This is a genomic window from Mangrovitalea sediminis (assembly GCF_002514725.1).
GTDB classification, from domain to species: Bacteria; Pseudomonadota; Gammaproteobacteria; order Pseudomonadales; family Oleiphilaceae; genus Mangrovitalea; species Mangrovitalea sediminis.
Genome location: NZ_NTLB01000001.1, coordinates 39,618 through 55,377, shown reverse-complemented (window position 1 = coordinate 55,377; position 15,760 = coordinate 39,618). Strand labels below are relative to the sequence as shown.

Below are 15,760 nucleotides of genomic sequence, written 5' to 3'. Positions count from 1 at the left end.
AACGCATGCCCAGCATCAATCCCACGCGCACGAGTCTGGAGCAACTGGCCCGTTCCTTGCCGGAGGACAAGCCGGTGACCATGCTCAATCTGTTACGCTTCAATGAACATGCCCGCTATCCCGCCGGCAGCGATGCGGCGCCCTGTAGTGGTCGGGAAGCCTATCGCCGTTATTCCCGTGTCGCGTTGGGTAAGCTGGAAGCGGTCGGTGCCAAGCCGGTGTGGATGGCGGAAGCGTTTGCCAGCGTGATCGCGCCGGAAGACGAACACTGGGATGAGGTGCTTCTGGTGCAGTATCCCAGCGGAGCGGCCTTTATGCAGATGCTGAGTATGCCGGACTATCAGGCGGCAACGATCCATCGCACAGCTGCACTGGCCGACTCCCGGCTGATTGCCACCCTGGCGGCCAATAACCCGGTTTGACATTTACAGGTAAAGGGAGTTGGGTTGCGGATGGATAAAGTCTCAGCCAATAACGAGTCGATCTGGTCCGTTGTCAGCCCCGACAAGCATGTCCTGCCTTCAGCGTCGGTGCAGCACACCCTGCGGGTTGGTCTGGCGGGATTCCTGGAGCGTTTGCGACCGGTCTACGAGCCGGACGATGCTCCTTTTCGTAGCAAGGATGATCTTGCTCCTCTGTCCAGGCGTCAACTGGAGCGGGTGGTCCCGTCGCCGACCTGGGACGAGGCGCGTAGTGTGCTGCTGCCGGCCCTGGAAACCTGGCGCAGCAACTGGCAGTCGCTACAGGCGGCTGCCCTGGTGGTGGCGCCGCCCTTTTCCGGCACCCGCGTCATGCTTGAAGGAATAGCGCAAGCGGCGGGTTGGCGACTGATATCGCCGCCCACAGCCGAGCAGATCCTGGCAGGTCAGGATCGTTGGTTCGAGCAGTTCGAGGGCGACATTCCCTGGCTGTTGCCGGAGCTTTCCCACCTATTCCTGCGCCATGTCCATGGGCTGGGATTGATGCGGCGGTTCCTGGCTCGTGTCTGGAGCGGGCAACTGGGACAGGGTGTCATCGGTTGTGGCAGTTGGGCCTGGGAGTATTGGCGACAGGTGATGCCTGAGCTGGCACCGTCCGCGCTAACCCTGCAGAGCCTCAACGCAGCCAGGCTTGGGCTTTGGTTTCAGGAACTGGCGGACCCCCATGAGCAGCGACCGGTCCAGTTCCGACAGGCAGACAACGGATACTGGGTACTTACTGCCCGCAATGAAGTGGCGCCGTTGCCCAAGGGCGCGCGTCACAGTGAGTTTCTCCGTGATCTGGGGGCCTACAGTCGAGGCTTGCCGGAAGTGGCCTGGCAGCTCTGGCGGCTGGCGTTGCGGGCTGAACCGGAAACCGAGGTGGCCGAAGCCGCCGCCGAGGAAGCGGATAAGAACGGTAACGGCCAGATAGCCGGGCTGAGAACGGTCTGGGTGGCGCCCTGGGAACAACTCAAGCCCCCGTCGGTCCCGGCCCATGCACCGAAAACGGTGGCTTTCGTCCTGCATGCGCTGTTGTTGCATGCGGGGCTGGACGAGCATGCGCTGGCGCTGGTGTCCGGCTTGTCGGAAGAGCGCGTTCTGCAGTCGCTGCAGATCCTGCGTCGTGCCGAACTGGTGATATCGGTTCCCCGGGGCTGGTACATCGCGCCGGCGGCCTATCCCGGCGTGCGACGTTATCTGCAGGGCGCGGGCTTTCAGGTGGACAGTTACTGAGGAGCGGTTCATGGGCGAAATCGATTTCAAGGGCCTGTTGACCAAGCTGAGTTCGACCGCGGTGGTCGACGCCTTCCTGATCCTGGCCGTCGCCACGGCGTTGGTGATGATCACCCAATGGCTGTTGCCGAAACTGGCGGAACGCTTTACCGGCAAAAGCCGGCTCTACCTGCTGGCGGCCGTGCCCATGTTGCGGCTGGTGATCATCGTCATCTCTGTCCTGTTGATTATCCCGACCCTGATCGAACCCACCTTCAAGAATCTTGTCGCTATCTTCGGCGCGTTGGGACTGGCGCTGGGGTTTGCTTTCAAGGACTACGCCAATAGCCTGATTGCCGGGGTTGTGACGCTTTATGAGATGCCGTATCGGCCGGGTGACTGGATCGAGGTCGACGGCCAGTACGGCGAGGTCCGTTCGATCGGTATGCGGGCTGCCGAAATCGTCACGCCGGACGATTCGGTGGTGGTGATTCCCCATAACAAACTCTGGAATTCACTCATCAGCAACGGCAACGATGGTACCCAGAACCTGATGTGCGTTGCCGACTTCTACCTGGATGCGAACCACGATGCGGTGCAGGTTCGTCGATTGCTGCAGGATGTCGTGCTGACCAGCCCCTACCTGAAAGTCCATCGCCCGGCGTTCGTTGTGCTGTCGGAAAAGCCCTGGGGAACACACTATCGGGTGAAGGGATATCCGGTCGACCCGCGGGACCAGTTCCTGTTTGTGTCCGACTTGACGGAGAGAGGCAAAAGCGTGCTGCGCGAGTCGGGTGTGCGGTTTGCCGCGGTACCGCTGTCGGCAGGTGCGGGCTAGCCCACCTGTTCGAACCCTGTTCCTGGGCGTCGAGCGCGGGGAGTCCCCCATTTGGGCGATGGGCGGTTTGGCAGGGGAAAGGGAAAATGGTGCGCTGAAGTTCTTATTACAAAAACAACAGGAGCACACCATGCGAAAATTACTCGTTTCCCTTGTGGCATTAATTGCCGTTGCTTTCTCCGGTCCCAGTCTGGCGACCGGTTATACACAGACTCGTTATCCGATTCTGCTGGTTCATGGCCTGACCGGTTTCAGCACCATCGGTGGCCTGATCGACTACTTCTACGATATCCCCTGGAACCTGGAACGCAGCGGTGCCAAGGTCTATACGGTCAGCGTCTCGTTCGTCAACAGCAGCGAGCTTCGTGGTCAGCAGTTGGCCAGCTACATCAACACGCTGCCGGATCCGAAGTTCAACCTGTTCGCTCACAGCCAGGGAGCACCGACGGCACGGGTCGCGGCGGCATTGGTACCTTCGCGGATTGCCTCTATCACGTCGATCGACGGTGTGAACAAGGGGTCCAAGGTCGCTGACGTGATTGCCGGTATTCTCCAGCCCAACCCCTCCCTGGAAAATGGCGTGGCATCTTTGGTAAACGCGCTGGGTGACCTGGTCAACCTGCTGTCCGGCGCCAACAATCCGCAGGATGCAGTTGCGGCCATGGAAACGCTGACTACACCGGGCACCACCGACCTCAACAATGCCCTGGGCTGGAAGGGTGTTAACCGCTACAGCTGCGCCGGTACCAATGAAAACGTCAGCATCGGCGGCTATAACATGAAGTTCTTTTCCTGGAACGGCGACTCGCCCTTCACCAACGTACTTGATCTGTCCGATCCGGTCCTGAGCATCACGTCACTGGCCTTCAACGGCGAACCCAACGATGGCCTCGTCAGTGCCTGTGAGTCCATGATGGGCAAAGTGATCAGCACCAGCTATGACATGAACCACCTGGATGCCATCAATCAGCTGTTCGGTGTGCGTTCGATCTGGCTCGACCCGGTTTCCCTGTACCGTCAGCAGGCTAATCGCCTGGTGAACCTCGGCCTGTAATTGGCGATGGTGGAGAGGTGAGTGACATGGCACGTACGATGCGCGATGAACTGAAACGGCCGGCTGTCCTGGTGACGGCTGGGGTATTGGCGATACTGGTTGCCGGCATCTTCTTTGTGGGGATGCAACAGTGGCAGCATTCCGGGGCGTCGATGTCCATGGTCGCCGCAGCGGATCGTACGGCGCCCGCAGCGGTCGCGGCGGCGCCAGGCGCCGTGTCTGCCGTTGAACCGAAGGCTACGCCCTCCGTGACGGTGAAACCCAAGGTCGTCTGGCAGACGCCAAAACGTCTGCCGGGAACCGCCTTTGCCAAGTCGTTGCAGGGCACCAATATCGATGGTGCCCTGCGCGCCGATGCCAATGGCAACCTGATTGTCGACCTCCATGTGAAAGACTTCTTCGATTACTTCCTGAGTACGGTCGGAGAGGTGTCGCCGGAAGTTGCAGTGGCTCAGATGGAAAAGCTGGCACGTGGGTCCCTGCCGCCGCAGGCCCTGGATCAGGCGATGACCTTGCTCGGTGACTATCTGAATTACAAGGAAAAGGCACTGTCCCTGTCGCAGCAGGCGATCAACGTGCCCCCCGACCAGCAGACTCCGCAGTTCCAGTTGCAGGTGCTCCGGAGCAGCCTGGACAAATTGAAGGCGCTTCGCCGCGAAACCATGCCTGCCGACGCGGTGCAGGCATTTTTCGGCTTGCAGGAGGCATATGGGGACTACACGATCAAGACCCTGCAGATCGAGCAGCGACAGGATCTGACCAATTCTGAGAAAGCGCAGATGATCGCCAATGCCCGCGACAACCTGCCGCCCATCATTCGCCATACCCAGGTGCAATTGACCCGTAATGCGGATCAGTCGGCGGCTATCGCCAAGGTCGAGAAAACAGCTTCCTCACCTGACGATGCGGCGGAACAGCTTCGGCAGATGGGTGTCAGCAGCGATCAGATCCAGAATGTCGTCAACTATATGACGGCCCAGAAGCAGTTCAATCAGGATTACGCGACCTATCTGCAGGATCGGCAGCAAATCGAGCAGGCCGGTCTGGCGCCGGAGGACAAGACCAAGGCGTTGCAGGATCTGCTCAAGCGGGACTTCAGCTCGGAAGAGGCCCGTACCCAGGCCAGACTGCGGGATCTGGCGTCGCAGGGAGCCAACGATAAGAACGTCACGACAGATTAACAGGCCAGTCTGTGAAGTGACGCGCAGGCAAGATGCCGCCCGGCGCTCTAGGATAGAGGGTGGTTCGCCGATGGCTCCGTCATGATAAGCATGCCGGAGGGTATCCGCGGACGTCTCGCCGAGAGTGTCCGATGAAACAACAACAATTAACGGATCAGGCGGAGCGGGGATTCCGTTCGCTGCGATTTGAACCTGAGCTCGAAGGCCTTTTTCGCCGGCGTCGCATAGACGCCATGAGAGAGCGGGCGTACCCGGTTGCGGTCAGTGCGCTCGCGCTCTTTTTCTTTTACGCCTTCCTGGATTATGCCACCTTTCCCGCCCGTCTATCGGAGTGGACGATTCCGGTCCGCTTGCTGGTGACTTGCCCTGTCTTTGCTGCCGTACTGGTTATCCGGCGCTGGCGACCGGCCTATTTCCCTCCGTTTTACGCTTTTTCATACCTGTGGGGTGGCCTCAGCCTGGTGTTGCTTATCGGTATCGCCCGGGACCTGGCTGTGCCGATGCCCTATGACGGCATTCTGCTGTGCCTGATGTTCGGCTATTTCCTGATGGGGTTGTCCTGTCGAACAGCAACCTTCATCTCGAGTGCGATCGTCGTGTCCTATGTGGCGATGGAGTGGCGGATGGGCACGCCGAGCGAGAAGATTCTGTACAACAGCTTCTTTGTGGTGACGGCCCATATTATCGGCATCGTGGGGGCCTGGCTGCAGGAATACAGTCAGCGGGCCCACTTCCTCGACAGCTTACAGCTGGAGTTGGCTCGTGAGCAGGCCGAAGCCGAGAGTCGCCGCAAGACCCGTTTTGTCGCGGTTGCCAGCCACGATCTGCGTCAGCCGTTGCATGTGATCAACCTGCTGCTGGCCAATTTGAACGGGCCGCTGGGCCAGCAGGAGCAACGGCGCATTTTTGATCAGCTGGGCAGTTCCGTGGATCACCTCAATCACTTGCTGGAGTCCCTGCTGGACCTCTCACGGCTCGACGAGGGAATGGTCAAGCCGGTGCTGGAATCGGTGAATGCCGTTGAACTGATGCGGCGTGTCGCGGGCGAATTACAGGAGGCGGCGGAGGCCTCGGGAGTGACACTCGAAGTTTCCGACGCTGACGCTCTGTACGTCAAGGCGGACAGCGTGCTGCTGCGGCGCATTCTGCATAACCTGGTGCAAAACGCATTACAGCACGCACAATGTCGCAGGGTGAAACTGTCGTGTCATGCGCGCGGCAATCGCGTCATCCTGGACGTCCGGGACGACGGGATAGGTATTTCTCGTGAAGACCAGCGCCGCCTGTTCGAGCCCTTCGTTCAGGGTGGCACGACTCCCCTGGCGGAACGTGGCCTGGGGCTGGGGCTGGCTATTGTGCAACAACTCACGCTATTGATGGGAGGGCACTGTCAGTTGCATTCCGCGGCGGCGCGAGGTGCCTGCTTCAGCGTTATTCTGCTCGGTGCCAGGGCGCCTGGGGCGATGGCCGTGGATGTTGTTCGGGTGTCGCCGGTGGCCGCAGAAGACATCCGGGTATGGGTGATTGAAGACCATGTGGAAAGCCGACGCTGGGTGGCCCGCCTGTTGGAACAATGGGGGTATTGTCCGAGCTGCTTTTCGTCGGCCGAGGAGGCGCTGGCAGCCGAGGGTTCGGGCTCGCCGGATCTGGCCATCGTGGATATTCATCTGGGGGCTGGTCTGGATGGTCGCGCCTGCCTAGAACGTCTGCGCCAGAGAATCGGTACGCTGCCGGCTATTCTGGTGACGGCGGATACCGCCTGTCGCCAGGGGTTTGCCCCTGATAGTCAGACCTGGTTGCTGCATAAGCCCTTAAGCGCTCCCCGATTACGGGCAGCGATTTCCCGGTTGATGGCCAAGGAGGATGTGCCTGTAGCGCCTTGAAGCGTCAGTCGACCAAGCCGAGTTCGCGGGCGAGCAGTACACACTCGGTCCGGTTATGGACCTGCAAGGAGGCAAAGATGGCTTTCAGGTGGGTTTTGACCGTGTGACCGGTCAGTTCGAGCTCCTGGCAAATCCGCTTGTTGGGAAGGCCCGCGGCCAAAAGGTCGAGTACTTCCTGTTGGCGCGGCGTCAGCGAGACCAGCGGGTTCAGCTGTTGACGCTCCACTGTCGGAAACCAAAGGTCGCCCCTCAGGATGGCAGTGATCATTCGCTTCAGTTCGCGCGTCCCTGCGGACTTCGGCATGAAGCCCTGGGCGCCGGCAGCCCGGGCTGCGCGTATGGTGCCTTCATCTTCACGGCTGGAGACGATGACGACGGGGATGGGCAGGCCGGCATCGGTCAGTCCGCGAATCAACGTCAGGCCCGCAGCGTCCGGCAGGCCCAGATCCAGCAGGATCAGTTCTGTATTTTGGTGTCGAGCCAGATAGTGGCGGGCTTCGTAGACACTGGCGGCGGTATGGATATCTTCTGCACAGCCACTTTGGCGTAACGCCATGGCCAGACCTTCCGAAAAGAAGGGGTGGTCGTCGACAATCAGGACGCGGGCGGCCTGGCATGTTACCGGGGGTGTGGAGAGATCAACGGGCATGGCTGACTGGACCCGTGCTGGGACACCATGGTGCGTGTCCGACAGAGAGGCTTGAGCTGCGCGACTGGCCGGGTAGGTATGCGACGTTTGCGCCGTCTCCGACCGAAGTGTTGACGTCGGTAAGGGATAGCGGCGAAGGTTGTAAAACGTCGGGCTTGTGTAAGCGCGAGCGAACTCCCATGATCGTTCTCTTGTTATTATTTGTAACCACTATCTCAGACTCCCATGTTGGGTGTCGAGCATTGGCAGTGACGACTTTCACAAAACATGAAGGCATTTTTCCCTCCCGTTTCCTTGGTGCGGCGTCTGCTGAATTCGGCCGGGGTGCTGGCGCTTCTGGTCGTCGGCAATGCGGCACGGGCTGACGGGCCTCCGCCGGAGTTCAGTTACGTGTACGCGCCGGTATTGGGCACGGGGTACTACAAGGCATCCGGCGATACCATCGCCGTGCTTCGCCTGCCGCTGACCTATGTGCTGACCGATAACTTCGAAGATCCGGTTCAGACACAACTGCGCCTGACGGCGACGGCCGGGTTCAGTAATTTCGATCTGCAAACGCTGGCGGATCGCTCGCTTCCCAGGGGAGTGCGGACCTACACGCTGTTGCCCGGGGTAGGATGGCATGTCGATATGGGGCACGACTGGCACCTGTCCCCCTATTTCGAGATCGGGCTGGCGAGGGATATCGAGCAACAGCAGACGGCGACGTTGGCGGATGCCGGGGTACGCAGTATCAAGCGCTGGAGGGCCGGCAACGGCATCCTAAGTCTCGGTACCGGTGCCATTATCGCCGGACAGGAGATCCATGGGTCGCCGAACCGGCAGGGCTTTGTGCTCTTCGAGAACGGGCTCGACTATGAGGTTCCCACGGGCTGGCATCTGGGGCAGCACAGCCTGACGGCCAGTGGTTTCCTGTTATGGCGTCACTTCGGCAACAACCTGTCTTTTGCGGGAGTCGCCGGTGAACAGATCACGTTGCGGGACCTCTTTTACGTCGGTGCGACCTTTGGCTTGGCCAAACCGGTGCATTGGCATCACATCCCGTTGCAGCGGGTTGGGGTTTCGCTGGTGCGCGGCGATAACCTCAAGGCGGTTACCGTCAACCTGGGGTTCCCATTCTGATTTACGTGATGCGGTTCGGTCCCCTTTATGGATGGAACAGGCTAAACTGCGTGCTGTGTGAAACTGGCGGCCGGTATCCTGGGGCCGCATAGCGACAACCTGGGCGATACCGGCGAACCGGTGACAGCCCTTTGCAATGTCAGGCGCCCGTGTACTGGAAAACCGATGATATTCCCGACCCGCAATGGCGTGCGGAACGCATAAGCGCCAATCTGGTCCCCTTCGAGTTTATCGATACCCGACCTCTGAGCGAGGAAGAAACAGCTTACTGCCGTTTCTACGGGCTCGACCTGCATGAAGCCTACCCGGATCTCGAGCACCGCCTTGGGCGCATCGATGTGACGGGTTACCGGATCGCGGTCCACTATTATCGGCGCCCTGATTCGCGGGGCACCGTTTTTATCTTCCATGGCTACTTCGATCATGCCGGGCTTTACGGGCAGTTGTTCGCGCACTGCCTGGGTAAGGGATATGACATCCTGTTCTACGACCTGCCGGGGCATGGACTGTCGTCGGGCGAACCGGCCGTTATCGATGATTTCGGCGCCTATCAGATAATCCTGCGGGAAGTGCTGCGCCGTGCGCGCGGTCGGACCGCCGAGCCCTGGTTTGCGGTCGGGCAAAGTACCGGGGGTGCCATACTGATCGACTATCTGCTTTCCCAGGGGCGGGATACTTCGACGTTTTCAGCGGTCGTACTCCTTGCGCCACTGATTCGCCCGGCAGCCTGGTTGCCGGCCAGGATGCTGCACCTGATGGTCAGTCCCTTTCTGCGCCATTGGAAACGCATGTTCTCGGAAAACAGCGCCAACCCGCGCTTTTTGCGATTCCTGAAAGAGAAAGATCCGTTGCAGCCGAGAGCCGTATCGGTAGACTGGGTGGGCGCTTTGAAAGCCTGGGTTCCGGTGATCGAGAATGCGCCTCCGATCGACTTTCCGGTAACGGTGGTTCAGGGTGAAATGGATATGACCGTCGATTGGCGGCATAACATAGGGGTAATCCGCGACAAGTTCATTCGTTCACATATTATGCAGCTTCCCGAGGGGCGGCATCACTTGGTGAACGAGATTGCTGATGTGCAGCAGCAAGTTTTCGATATTATAACGGATACGTTCAACGGGCAGCCTCCTGAGGCCGGCCTTTCTCGACGAGATAAAAGGAGTTCCTGAGTGAAGAAAGCTATCCTGGCCTGTGTTATTGCCGGCTACACTCTGACGGGCTGTATGACCTACGACCCTTACACCGGAGAGCAGAAGGTCTCTGATTCCACCAAGGGCAGCGCTATTGGTGCCCTGGCCGGTGCGGCTATCGGTGCTGCGGCGGCTGACGGCAAGAATCATGTGCGTGGTGCCCTGCTGGGTGCGGCCATCGGCGGCGCCGTGGGCGGCGGTGTCGGTTACTACATGGACAAGCAGGAAGCCGAACTGCGTCATCAGTTACAGGGTACCGGTGTTCAGGTACAGCGTAACGGTAACGATATCAACCTGATCATGCCGGGCAACATCACGTTCGACTTGAATCAGGCGAGCATTCGTTCGCAGTTCTATGATGTCCTGCATTCGGTGGCCCTGGTACTGAAGAAGTTCGACAAGACTGCCATTCAGGTCAACGGTTTCACCGACAGTACCGGCAAGGCGTCCTATAACATGCAACTGAGCCAGGAGCGCGCCCAGTCCGTGGCCAGTTACCTGGTGAACCAGGGCATCGCTGCCGGTCGCATTCAGGCCCGCGGCTTTGGTGAAAGTGCGCCGATTGCCTCCAACGCCACCGCTGCGGGGCGTCAGGCGAATCGTCGCGTCGAACTCAAGCTGGTACCGTTGGAGCAGCAAATCAACGGCTGATGGGCTGACGTTCAACCCTGGGGCCGACACCGGCTCCCAGGGGTATTAAGGGTGACGCTCACAGCTCAGTGTGGGGCGTCACCGCCTTTGTCCTGGCCCAGCCAGTGATCGATCCGGTGCTTTAAATCGTTCAGTCGGCTTTCCCCCGCCTGTCGCAGCTCTTCGATCTGGCGGCGGGCGTCTTCCATATGGTGCTGGAGTCGCTGCACCTGATCCGCTATATCCTCCTGGATTTGAGCGGATGCCTTTTCATTATCTGCATTCGCCTTGCGCTCCTGCGCCTTGGCCTTCATCGAGTCGACCTGCTTTTCCCAGGCCTCGATCTGCGTTTCGAGTTTCGAAATCAACGAATCCTTCAGTGACATGGGTCTCTCCTTTGTTCCATGGATGATGCACCGCCAGTACAAAGGTTTGGGGGCGGTTTTTCACTATTCAAGTCAGTCAGGGGATATCTGGCGCTGCCACCGTTACCCTACCTCCCGTCTCATGGTTGTCGCCAAACTGTCAATTCCGCGTCACAAACCCTTGTTAGCCTCGTTGGGAATGAGATCGATCTCATTTTGACGGTCAGCAGCAATTGGGCGGGAGAACATGGCGGATCTGGCAGCAGTTGCCAAACGGGCAGGGGTATCGCGAGCCACCGCAGCGCGCGCATTTTCCCAGCCGGAACTGGTCAGGCAAAGCACCTGTGAACGGGTGCTCGAAGCGGCCCGCGAACTGTCATTCCGTCCGAATCGCCTGGCGCAGCAATTGCGTACGCAGGCGACCCGCATGATCGGCGTCCTGATCCCCGATTTACGCAATCCGGTTTTTGCCGAGCAGTTGCAGGCGATGGAAGTCGCGGCGCGGGAGCAGGGCTACGCATTATTGGTGACGACAACCGGCTATGACGCCAGCCGGGAGGCCGATGTTATCGAGGAAATGCTGTGCCAGCGCGTCGATGGCCTGGTGTTGACGGTCGCCGACGCGGAGAACAGTGAGGTTTTGGTCAAGTTGGCCCAGGAGTCCGTGCCGTTCGTGCTGGTATACAACCAGCCCGCGACTGACGAGGTGGCGGCCGTCACCGTCGACAACCGCTGGGCCATGTATGACGCCACTCAGCACTTGCTGGCATTGGGGCATCGTCAGATCGGCATGGTTGCCGGCCCGGTGGCGCAGTCGGATAGGGCGAGACTGCGTTATGAGGGGTATTGCCAGGCGATGGAAGAGCAGGCGCTGACCGCGCGTCCGGTAATCGAAATGCCGCAGCATACCCAGGCCTCATTCCCGTTGCTGGCGCCGCAACTGAGCGGTCCCGAAGGCCTGACTGCCTTGCTGTGCTCCAACGACCTGTTGGCCCTGAGCGTGATCAGCGATTTGCAACGCAGGGGATATCGCGTACCGGACGATGTGTCCGTGATCGGTTTTGACGGTATTGAACTGGGGGACCTTTTCTATCCGTCGCTGTGTTCTGTTGTACAACCGCGGGCGATCATCGGCCGCACTGCCGTATCCGTGCTGTTGGCCAGGATGGGGGGTGAACAGCCAGCTGTGAAGCGCTTGCCCCATCAACTGCGTAAAGGGGAGAGTGCTGGACCGCTGCAACGGCCCAGCACCGTAGCTCGCCGTCCCTAGATCATACACTTAGACGTCAAAGCAGGAGATATTATGAAGAAGTCATCATGGCTGCGCCAGTTTGCCTCGCCGCTGCTGTTCGTCGCCGCCTGTTTCGCAGGTCATGCCCAGGCGCAGTCCGCTGACGCCGCGACCTGTTACAACTGTCCTCCCGAATGGGCCGATTGGGGCACTGAATTGAAGGCCATCAAGCGGGATCTGGGTATTACCATTCCCCAGGACAACAAGAACTCCGGGCAGTCGCTGGCGCAGCTGGTTGCCGAGAAGGACAACCCTGTCGCCGACGTGGTCTATTACGGTGTGACCTTCGGCATCCAGGCGCAGAAAGCCGGCGTTGTGGCGGCCTATAAACCCAGGCACTGGAATGAAATCCCGGCCGGCTTGAAAGATCCTGCCGGTCACTGGTTTGCCATCCATTCCGGTACCCTGGGGTTTATGGTCAATGTGGACGCCCTCGGCGGGAAGCCGATTCCCCAGTCCTGGGATGACCTGCTGAAGCCTGAGTACAAAGGCATGATCGGCTACCTTGACCCGTCCAGTGCCTTTGTCGGCTATGTCGGGGCCGTGGCGGTCAACCTGGCCAAAGGCGGAACACTCGATAACTTCACGCCAGCCATCAACTACTTCAAGAAACTCGAAGCCAACGATCCTATAGTGCCGAAACAGACGGCCTACGCCCGTGTGCTGTCCGGCGAGATCCCGATCCTGCTGGACTATGACTTCAACGCTTATCGGGCCAAGTACAAGGACCACGCCAACGTCGCCTTCGTGATCCCCAAGGAAGGAACGGTTCAGGTGCCCTATGTAATGAGTCTGGTGAAGAACGGCCCTCACCCCGCTGCGGGTAAGAAAGTGTTGGATTACGTGCTGTCGGACAAGGGGCAGGCGATCTGGGCCAATGCCTTCCTGCGACCGGTTCGCGCCAGCGCGATCTCCAAAGAGGCTCAGTCCCACTTCCTGCCGGCTTCCGACTACGCTCGGGCCAAGACGGTCAACTATTCCCATATGGCGGCCGTGCAGAAGGCTTTTGCGGCTCGCTATCTGTCTGAGGTCCGTTAATGTCTCCGGACAGACGGGAAAGCAGGAGGCAGCCCCGTTCCGGGGCTGTCTTTGAGGGACGTTCTGTACCGAAAGGGCGGCGGCGCCTGCGCGGTTGGAGTTGGATGTTGGCACCCGCGCTGGGCTTTTTCCTGGCTTTCTGGCTGTTGCCGTTCGTGCGTCTGATTGTCATGGGCGCTGGGCCGGACAATAACACCGGTATTGCGGGCTATTGGATGGTACTGACCCACGAGCAGTACCTGAGCAGCCTGATGTCGACCTTATTGCTGTCTATCGCCGTATCGGTGTCGGCGGTGCTGATCGCCGGGTTTTGCGGTTATTTCCTGGCGCGCCATCAATTTCCGGGGAAAAGCTGGCTGCTCTCCATGCTGACCTTCCCGTTGGCGTTTCCCGGGGTGGTTGTCGGCTTTCTCGTGATCATGCTGGGCGGTCGCCAGGGTGCGCTGGCACAGCTCAGCCTTTGGGCTACAGGTGAGCGCTGGACCTTTGCCTACTCCCTGACGGGGCTTTTTGTCGGTTACCTCTATTTCTCGATTCCCCGGGTCATCATGACCGTGATGGCTGCCTGCGAAAAAATGGATACCAGCCTCGAAGAGGCGGCCCGCTCCCTGGGGGCGAATACGCGCCAGGTCGTGGTTGATGTGATTATCCCGGCCATTCGTCCGGCCTTGATTTCAACGGGCGCGATCTGTTTTGCCACCAGCATGGGGGCTTTCGGGACCGTCTTTACGCTGGGAACTCGGATCAATGTCGTTCCCATCGCGATATATGGCGAGTTCACCAATTACGCCAACTTTGCCATGGCGGCGGCGCTCTCGGTCATCCTGGGGCTCGTGACCTGGATATCGCTGTTCTTCGCCAGGCGCCTTTCAGGAGAGTATGTGGGAGGAGGCGCATGACGACGGCATCGGTGCGGCGGAATGGACGGCGAGGCATGTTCTACTGGCAGCTCGCGTTCACCCTGCTGATCTGTCTTTTTATGATCGTACCCGTCGTTATGTCGGTTACGGCCGGGCTCACGGAGAACTATTTCGTTGGCCTGAGCAGCGGGCTGACCACGCGCTGGCTGGTGGAGGTCTGGAACCTATACGCGCAAAGCATCTGGCTTTCCATCTACCTGGCCCTGTCCTGTCTCGGGGTGACCCTGGTGTTGGGGATTCCGGCGGCCTATGGGTTGCTCAAGAGTCAGAAGCGCTGGGCTTCGCTGGTCGAGGAGTTGTTGCTGATGCCGGTTGCTGTGCCGGGCCTGGCTACGGCGCTGGCTTTGTTGCTGGCCTACGGCGGTTTCCGCGGCTTCCGGAGCAGCTGGTTGTTCATTCTGGTCGGGCACGTGCTGTTTACCCTGCCGTTCATGATTCGCCCGGTGTTGGCAGTGATGCAGTCGATCAACGTGGTGAAGCTGGAAGAGGCGGCCTCCAGTCTGGGCGCCCGGCCTGTCCAGCGGTTCCTGTCCGTTGTCCTGCCGAACTGCACCAGCGGCATTTTGGCCGGGGCTCTGATGGTGCTGACGCTCTCGGTCGGCGAGTTCAATATCACCTGGATGCTGCACACGCCCCTGACCAAGACGTTACCGGTAGGCCTGGCCGATAGCTACGCTTCCATGCGATTGGAGGTCGGTTCGGCCTATACCCTGATTTTTCTCATGATGATCCTGCCGTTTCTGATCGTTGTGCAGTGGTTGGGACAAGTGATGACCCGCAAGGCATCTGCCCGGGTGAGCTGACGGAATGACTATGGCTACGAATATCGTGCGAAATGAAAACAGCAACCGCCCTGCGACGGCGCCGATCAGTCTGCGTTTGCGCCATTGTGGCAGGACCTTTCCGGGGACTCGCGGCAGTCATGCGCCCCATGTTGCGCTTCAGCCGCTTGACCTCGATGTCGAGCCGGGAGAAACCCTGGTGCTGCTGGGACCATCAGGATGCGGCAAGACCACGACGCTGCGTATTATCAGTGGCCTCGAACAGCCGGATATCGGTGGCCAGGTCTGGTTCGGTGAGGAGGACGTCACCCAACTGCCGATCGAAAAGCGCGATGTCGGCATGGTATTCCAGAACTATGCACTATTCCCGAATATGAACGTCGAGGCCAATATCGCCTATGGCCTGCGGATCAGGGGGCTTTCACCCGACGATATCCGTCGCCGGGTGGGGGAAATGGTCGATATGGTTCACCTTAACGGCCTGGAACGGCGCCCGGTCCATGAGTTATCCGGTGGACAAAAGCAACGCGTGGCACTGGCGCGGGCGCTGGCGGTCAGGCCGCGGGTCCTGCTGTTCGATGAACCCCTGGCGGCGTTGGACGCCAAATTACGTGACCGGTTGCGGGTCGATATCGGGCAGTTGCTGCGCAGCCTGGGTATCACCTCGGTCTATGTGACGCATGACCAGGCGGAAGCCATGGCGCTGGGAGATCGTATCGCTGTGATGGAGAATGGCCGCATCGCACAACTGGGGACGCCGCGTGAAATCTATCATCATCCCGGTAGCGCTTTTGTTGCGGATTTCATCGGGAGCGTGAACCGCCTGGAGATTAAGGGAGCCGAAGAGGGGCAGCTCATGGTGGCGGGCGGGCGACTTTCGGTGGCTCGCTATCACGGGGCTTCCGTCCTCTACTGCAGGCCCGAGGATATCGAAGTCTGTCCCGTCACGCAGGCGGCCATCACCGGACGTGTGCTGCAGACCTTTTTCCTCGGACAGAGTCAGCGCCTGTTCGTGGATACCGGCGCGGAAACGCCGCTCCAGGTGGAAAGCCCGAGCCGGGAGCAATGGCTGCCGGGGCAAACCATCGGACTCAGTATCGCGGAAGAGGCCCTGTTCAGCATCGCCGATGCCCAATAGCGCCGG

At 59.9% G+C, this 15,760-nt stretch carries 16 protein-coding genes; 14 read left to right on the top strand and 2 right to left on the bottom strand.

All coding sequences use genetic code 11. From position 1 onward, the window contains the following. The first annotated feature begins 5 nt into the window (after window positions 1–5). The 6 genes from CLR77_RS00230 (at window position 6) to CLR77_RS00205 (ending at window position 6,629) form a co-directional block, all read left to right on the top strand. Window positions 6–422 carry a DUF1330 domain-containing protein gene (locus CLR77_RS00230; protein ID WP_097458589.1) on the top strand — a complete coding sequence of 139 codons (417 nt, stop codon included), beginning with the start codon at window positions 6–8 and terminating at the stop codon, window positions 420–422. Between the two features lie 30 nt (window positions 423–452). Next, the gene (locus CLR77_RS00225) at window positions 453–1,694 is read left to right on the top strand and encodes a hypothetical protein (protein WP_097458588.1); all 1,242 of its coding nucleotides are present in this window, start codon (window positions 453–455) and stop codon (window positions 1,692–1,694) included. A gap of 10 nt (window positions 1,695–1,704) precedes the next feature. Next, on the top strand, window positions 1,705–2,511 hold the full coding sequence (locus tag CLR77_RS00220) for a mechanosensitive ion channel family protein (protein WP_097458587.1): 807 nt from the start codon (window positions 1,705–1,707) through the stop codon (window positions 2,509–2,511). Window positions 2,512–2,641: 130 nt separating this feature from the next. Then, a complete protein-coding gene (locus tag CLR77_RS00215) occupies window positions 2,642–3,565 on the top strand; it encodes a lipase family alpha/beta hydrolase (protein WP_097459617.1) in 924 nt (307 codons plus the stop codon). 26 nt (window positions 3,566–3,591) lie between these two features. Next, complete coding sequence (locus CLR77_RS00210; RefSeq protein WP_097458586.1) at window positions 3,592–4,746, top strand: lipase secretion chaperone; 1,155 nt, start codon at window positions 3,592–3,594, stop codon at window positions 4,744–4,746. Between the two features lie 131 nt (window positions 4,747–4,877). Beyond that, entirely contained in the window at window positions 4,878–6,629 is a 1,752-nt protein-coding gene (locus CLR77_RS00205; protein WP_097458585.1) for a hybrid sensor histidine kinase/response regulator, read from the top strand. Window positions 6,630–6,633: 4 nt separating this feature from the next. Here the strand turns inward: CLR77_RS00205 and CLR77_RS00200 are convergent, their stop codons facing one another. Beyond that, entirely contained in the window at window positions 6,634–7,278 is a 645-nt protein-coding gene (locus CLR77_RS00200; RefSeq protein ID WP_097458584.1) for a response regulator transcription factor, read from the bottom strand. 267 nt (window positions 7,279–7,545) lie between these two features. Between CLR77_RS00200 and CLR77_RS00195 the strand changes: the two genes are divergently transcribed. From CLR77_RS00195 to CLR77_RS00185, 3 genes are all read left to right on the top strand, one after another. Further along, on the top strand, window positions 7,546–8,400 hold the full coding sequence (locus tag CLR77_RS00195) for a hypothetical protein (protein WP_097458583.1): 855 nt from the start codon (window positions 7,546–7,548) through the stop codon (window positions 8,398–8,400). A 149-nt stretch (window positions 8,401–8,549) separates the two neighbouring features. Further along, on the top strand, window positions 8,550–9,569 hold the full coding sequence (locus CLR77_RS00190) for an alpha/beta hydrolase (protein WP_097458582.1): 1,020 nt from the start codon (window positions 8,550–8,552) through the stop codon (window positions 9,567–9,569). After that, window positions 9,570–10,241, top strand: a complete 672-nt coding sequence (locus tag CLR77_RS00185; RefSeq protein ID WP_097458581.1) for an OmpA family protein — start codon at window positions 9,570–9,572, stop codon at window positions 10,239–10,241. It abuts the gene before it with no gap. A 65-nt stretch (window positions 10,242–10,306) separates the two neighbouring features. On the opposite strand, the gene CLR77_RS00180 is transcribed toward CLR77_RS00185, so the two are convergent. Beyond that, window positions 10,307–10,606: a sll1863 family stress response protein gene (locus CLR77_RS00180; RefSeq protein WP_097458580.1), complete on the bottom strand. Its 300-nt coding sequence runs from the start codon at window positions 10,604–10,606 to the stop codon at window positions 10,307–10,309. A gap of 226 nt (window positions 10,607–10,832) precedes the next feature. On the opposite strand from CLR77_RS00180, the gene CLR77_RS00175 reads away from it, so the two are divergent. From CLR77_RS00175 to CLR77_RS00155, 5 genes are all read left to right on the top strand, one after another. Next, the gene (locus CLR77_RS00175) at window positions 10,833–11,855 is read left to right on the top strand and encodes a LacI family DNA-binding transcriptional regulator (RefSeq protein ID WP_097458579.1); all 1,023 of its coding nucleotides are present in this window, start codon (window positions 10,833–10,835) and stop codon (window positions 11,853–11,855) included. Window positions 11,856–11,888: 33 nt separating this feature from the next. Then, window positions 11,889–12,914 carry an ABC transporter substrate-binding protein gene (locus CLR77_RS00170; RefSeq protein WP_097458578.1) on the top strand — a complete coding sequence of 342 codons (1,026 nt, stop codon included), beginning with the start codon at window positions 11,889–11,891 and terminating at the stop codon, window positions 12,912–12,914. Window positions 12,915–13,018: 104 nt separating this feature from the next. Continuing rightward, on the top strand, window positions 13,019–13,813 hold the full coding sequence (locus CLR77_RS00165) for an ABC transporter permease (protein WP_097458577.1): 795 nt from the start codon (window positions 13,019–13,021) through the stop codon (window positions 13,811–13,813). Next, complete coding sequence (locus CLR77_RS00160; protein ID WP_097458576.1) at window positions 13,810–14,637, top strand: ABC transporter permease; 828 nt, start codon at window positions 13,810–13,812, stop codon at window positions 14,635–14,637. Before CLR77_RS00165 ends, CLR77_RS00160 begins: the two co-directional genes overlap by 4 nt. 10 nt (window positions 14,638–14,647) lie before the next feature. Further along, complete coding sequence (locus CLR77_RS00155; RefSeq protein ID WP_097458575.1) at window positions 14,648–15,754, top strand: ABC transporter ATP-binding protein; 1,107 nt, start codon at window positions 14,648–14,650, stop codon at window positions 15,752–15,754. Window positions 15,755–15,760 lie beyond the last annotated feature (6 nt).